Annotated in this window: 6 protein-coding genes; 4 read left to right on the forward strand and 2 right to left on the reverse strand. The window is 37.6% G+C overall.

Annotated elements, in window-relative coordinates; genetic code table 11:
* Positions 1-429: DEAD/DEAH box helicase (locus ABS911_RS14230; RefSeq protein WP_350468104.1), on the reverse strand; the 429-nt coding region annotated here is incomplete at its 3' end.
* Positions 430-1,112: 683 nt separating this feature from the next.
* On the opposite strand from ABS911_RS14230, the gene ABS911_RS14235 reads away from it, so the two are divergent.
* Genes ABS911_RS14235 through ABS911_RS14245 form a run of 3 tightly spaced genes read left to right on the forward strand, consistent with a single transcriptional unit; the run spans position 1,113 to position 4,009 of the window.
* Positions 1,113-2,153, forward strand: coding sequence for an ABC transporter substrate-binding protein (locus tag ABS911_RS14235; protein WP_350468105.1), 1,041 nt, complete (start codon positions 1,113-1,115; stop codon positions 2,151-2,153).
* Positions 2,154-2,180: 27 nt separating this feature from the next.
* On the forward strand, positions 2,181-3,248 hold the full coding sequence (locus ABS911_RS14240) for a FecCD family ABC transporter permease (protein WP_350468106.1): 1,068 nt from the start codon (positions 2,181-2,183) through the stop codon (positions 3,246-3,248).
* Positions 3,249-3,250: 2 nt separating this feature from the next.
* Positions 3,251-4,009: an ABC transporter ATP-binding protein gene (locus ABS911_RS14245; RefSeq protein ID WP_350468107.1), complete on the forward strand. Its 759-nt coding sequence runs from the start codon at positions 3,251-3,253 to the stop codon at positions 4,007-4,009.
* Positions 4,010-4,118: 109 nt separating this feature from the next.
* On the opposite strand, the gene ABS911_RS14250 is transcribed toward ABS911_RS14245, so the two are convergent.
* Positions 4,119-4,517, reverse strand: a complete 399-nt coding sequence (locus ABS911_RS14250) for a VOC family protein (RefSeq protein ID WP_350468108.1) — start codon at positions 4,515-4,517, stop codon at positions 4,119-4,121.
* 241 nt (positions 4,518-4,758) lie between these two features.
* Between ABS911_RS14250 and ABS911_RS14255 the strand changes: the two genes are divergently transcribed.
* The coding region (locus tag ABS911_RS14255; RefSeq protein ID WP_350468109.1) for an alpha/beta fold hydrolase at positions 4,759-4,982 on the forward strand (224 nt) is incomplete at its 3' end.

The following is a 4,982-nucleotide window of genomic DNA, read 5'->3' on the forward strand; positions in this document are numbered from 1 at the left end:
GACAAATCCTTGTTTGATAAGGTCTAATAGTCTGCCTGGCGTCGCGACTAGGATATCCGTTCCACGTTTCAGCGTGGCTGTTTGAGGATTCTGGGAAACGCCACCAAAAATTACTTGAATATTCAATGGAAGGTATTTAGCGTATGTTTGGAAACTTTCACCGATTTGTATGGCAAGTTCACGTGTAGGAGCAAGGATTAAGGCTTTGATGGCACCTTTTCCAACTATTTTTTCTTCCATAATATTTTGAAGGATGGGTAAGGCAAAGGCAGCTGTCTTACCAGTACCAGTCTGGGCACAACCCAACAAGTCCTTGTTGTTCATCAGATGCGGAATGGCATCCTCTTGGATAGGCGTTGCTTTCGTATAACCTGCTTCTTTCAGTGCGTGCAATAGGTGTTGGTTCAATTCTAATTCATTAAATAACAAATGGTTCTCCCTCGGCATGGTATACATGCATTTAATTTTTTGTGAATGTGTTTCGGATTAGGTTGGTTTAGCATACAAGAGTCTGACTATCTTTCAAAAATCGACCTAATCCGAACAAGTATATAGTTTCTCTGAGAAATAGCATGACTGGCCTATTGTATCAGAAATGGAAGTGAGAGTCACATTATTCCGGTTTTGGGGTTTTAGAGTTTTTATTTTTATATAATAGAGATTTCCAAAAACACTTGCTTTTGGAAAAATAACTATTTATCTTATGTTAATTTTTACTTTAGTGAAAGAAAATTTAAAATTCGTTTTATCATACTGCCATTGTTTAATAAAAAGAGACAATAGTGTCCGCAAGTGAAAAAAATCATAAGTTAGCCAAATTAAAATAGGATTTAGAATTCTAATGAATATATTTTGTCTAAAGGACTTTTTTGAATTAACCAATAGAAAAGTATCGAAATAGTAATTCTTATTCTGTTTATTTGTGAATATTTTAACATTTATATTTACTTTAACAAAATTCAATCATATAATTAGAAATGAAGATACTTATCAATTTAAAAAAGTTTGATTTGTCTTATCTGATACCTGATTTTAGACAATAACTGAAGGATTGAAAGTATAAAACTGAACGGATAAAAATAAAATACATACAATATTTGGAGATGAAAAAAATGACTATACTAAAAACTATGAAATTCTTAGGCCTTGTTACGGCTTCAACCTTATTGCTAGGTGCGTGTGGACAAAAAAATGTTGCAGAAGAGCAAACAGCTGCGAGTGAACAGTCAACGGAACAGACCGGAAAAACAACTTTTCCATTAACGTTGGATAATTACACTGCGTCATCAGAAGGCGCAGTATTTTCAAAAAAAGAAGTAACGTATGAATCTAGTCCGAAATCGATTGTAGCCAATAATCAGGGAACAGCGGAGTTGCTGATCCAACTTGGATTGGCTGAAGACATTGTAGGCGTAGCTGCCTTATACGGTGAAGGCGATGAAACGGTAACTGAAGATTTTTCAAACATTCCTGTTTTGTCAGAAGGATATGTTGGAAAGGAATTAGTCGTAGGTGCTGATCCAGATATCGTTGTGGGACGTGGACAACTGTTTGCTAATGCCGAATGGGGAACAGGAACGGTTGAAGAATTGAATGATGTGGGTATCCAGACGTATATTCAAGCGACATCAACGACTGGCGCAACTTTTGAGGATTTATACACAGATATTGATCAGTTAGGAAAATTATTTGCGGTTGAAGAGAAGGCACAACAATTTTCAGCGGATGTGCAAACACGAATGGATGCAATCGTCGCAGCCATTCCGGATAAACAGGAAACACTTGATTATGCCTATATTTTTGGGGCAGAAGGTACTAAAGTGGATATTTACAGTGGTGCAGCAGACACGTACTTAAACGATGCATTAAGCTATATGAACTTAGAAAATACATTTTCAGATGCAACGGGAGAAATCAGCGTGGAAGCCTTATTGGAAGCTGATCCAGATGTATTATTGTTGGTTAACTATACGGGTGGACGCGATCCAAAAGAGAGCCTAGCTGATTTGAAAGCAAATGACGCACTTTCAAGTCTGACCGCAATCAAAGAAGACCGTATCTATACGATTGATTACAATCAGTTCTGGAGTTACGGGTACCAAGTTTTAACCGGTATGGAACAACTCAGTGCTGAAATGCAGTCAAAAAATTAATTCATAGTAGAAGAAGGGAGTAAACGGATGAACCACATCGATAAACAGCGCAAATTATTTTATATGTGTTTACTCCTATTTACTGTATTGATTATTTTTTCGGTTGGAATCGGTGTCGCGGTCGGGCAAGTCGCAGTGCCTTTAAAAGAATCTTTTCAGATCCTTCTTAAAAATTTATCAGGGGGAAGGATTGATAACTTACCGGTCGTTTCTTCTGATTCTTTTGAAAATATCATCTGGCAGATTCGTTTTCCAAGAGTACTCTTAGCGATGCTCACAGGTATGGGCTTATCCTTAGCTGGAGCGGTGATGCAGACAACGGTCCAGAATCCACTCGCAGATCCTTATATCTTAGGTATTTCTTCTGGAGCCTCTCTAGGTGCAACGTTCGCTATCATGATTGGTTTTGGGGGAACCAGTATATTGTCTCAATTTGGGTTATCTTTTTGGGCATTTTTAGGTGCTGTGACAGCTGCTCTGCTGGTATTACTCTTGTCGAATGCTACTGGACAAATGAATTCGATCAAATTGATCTTATCCGGGATGGTATTAAATGCTCTCTTTACAGCCTTTTCCAATTTCATTATTTATATCGCTAATGATGCGGAAGGAATTCGTTCCGTCACTTTTTGGATGATGGGAAGTTTAGTCGGAGCAAGTTGGTCCAATCTGCCTTTGATAGCCACCGTTGTTCTGGTTTGTTTGCTTTTCTTTTTAACACAAATACGGATATTGAATCTTATGTTATTAGGCGATGAATCAGCCATTACACTTGGAGTGAATTTGAAATTTTACCGCAAATTGTATCTCGTTATTACGTCGGTTCTAACAGGGGTTATTGTGGCCAATACTGGAATGATTGGATTTGTAGGGTTGATCATCCCACATATTGTTCGTGGGATAGTCGGGTCAAATCATCGGTACTTTTTACCGTTATCGGTTTTTTCGGGATCTTTATTTATGGTATGGTGCGATATCTTGTCTCGTATCATCCTGCCAACGGTTGAATTGCCCATTGGTATTTTGACCTCTTTAATTGGTGCACCACTGTTCATTTATATTTTTGTTAAAAAAGGCTACGAGTTTGGAGGGTAAGTATGAATTTAACGATTGATAACGTATCGGTATCTATTGCCTCTCAGAAGATTATAGAAGGGATTTCCTTGCAGGTTAATAAGAATCAGTTTGTAGGTGTAATCGGACCAAATGGCTGTGGAAAATCAACTTTATTAAAAAGTGTTTCTAAACTACTTGAACCTAGTCGGGGAGTCATCACTCTGGGTGACGAAAATGTTCAAGACCTGTCAAATAAACAACTCGCAAAAAAATTAGGTGTCGTGGGACAGTTTCACGAAGTCAATTTTGATTTTACCATCCGAGATATGTTATTACTCGGACGCTCACCATACAAAGGTTTGATGGAGAGAGACAATGCTTTAGATTATGAAATTGTTGAAGAGGTTCTTCTCCAACTGGACTTGGGGAAAATTGCGGATAGGAGTTTCTTATCACTATCTGGTGGAGAAAAACAGCGGGTCATATTAGGCAGAACCTTGGTCCAACAGCCTGAATTCTTGATTTTAGATGAGCCCACCAATCATTTGGATATCAAACATCAACTGAGTATTTTAAGAACAGTCGCTTCCTTACCCATTGGAGTATTAGCAGCTTTACATGATTTAAATCTGGCTGCACGCTTTACGGATTATTTGTATGCGATGAAAGATGGACGAATCATTCAAGAAGGAAGACCTGAAGAAGTATTAACAGAAGCGGTCATTAAAGAATTGTATGAAGTGGATTGTCACACCTATGTTAACCCTATTTCAGGCAAACAAACCATTGAATTTCTATGAAAATAAGAAAACGTCTTTATAAAAACACCTCTGTCGCATTCAATGTATCTGAATGCGACAGAGGTGTTTTGCGTCAATTTAGTAATTTAAGTGGTTTGAATAAATCAAGTTACATAGCCATCCAACTGGGCTCCAAGGTATTTCCGTCTGGATCTTGTACTTCAAGTAAAAACATTTGATCTTCAGACATCCCCATTTCTACTTTATGGAAATCACCGCCATTGGCTTTGGCTGTTTCAGCAAATTTTTTGACTGCATCAGCACTTTCTAAGCTGAATGCAATTAAAGAGCTGCTAGTGGTTTGAGTGTTTGCAATTGTTTTATCTTTAATGAAACGGCTATAAAATTCGTGATTCAGCAGCATAATCCAAAAGTGATCATCCCAAACCATTGCCACAGCTTCATCGTTTGAGAATTCGTTATTTTTAGCAAAACCTAATTTTTCATAAAATGCAGCAGAGCGGTTGACATCAGATACAGGGAAATTTACAAAAAACATTGTTGACATAAAAATCCTCCATTCTCTTCATAGACTGATTTTATTACAAGTAAAGCATCTCACGAGGGAGTTTTTTGTCAAAAATAGTAGATTAAATTGCGCTAGTCATTATAAGGTTTATGCCAAGTCTACGCGAGTAAAAAATGAGGGCTAAAACCGACAAAATGTTGAGAGACTCTGAGCTTTATCCCGTTAAAAAAGTAGCACTTCTATTATACTTAAGTAGAGAAGGTAATAGGAGGCAACTAAGATGAAAAAAATGATTATGGGAACGAATCATGCGTCTATTGCAGTGGAAGATGTTGGAGATGGTCAGCCAATTGTTTTCTTACATGGGTGGCCGTTTGATCATCAGATGTTTGAATACCAGTACAATTATTTTTTGCCTAGAGGGTATCGAATGATTGGAATCGACTTTCGTGGGTTTGGTGAATCAGATTTAGTAATTGAAAATTACGGCTACGACACATTTGC

It is taken from the genome of Carnobacterium sp. (genome assembly GCF_040274425.1).

Coding starts and splice junctions, on each gene's coding strand:
- ABS911_RS14240 (WP_350468106.1), top strand. CDS start 2,181: ATGAACCACATCGATAAACAGCGCAAATTATTTTATATGTGTTTACTC.
- ABS911_RS14250 (WP_350468108.1), bottom strand. CDS start 4,517: ATGTCAACAATGTTTTTTGTAAATTTCCCTGTATCTGATGTCAACCGC.
- ABS911_RS14235 (WP_350468105.1), top strand. CDS start 1,113: ATGACTATACTAAAAACTATGAAATTCTTAGGCCTTGTTACGGCTTCA.
- ABS911_RS14245 (WP_350468107.1), top strand. CDS start 3,251: ATGAATTTAACGATTGATAACGTATCGGTATCTATTGCCTCTCAGAAG.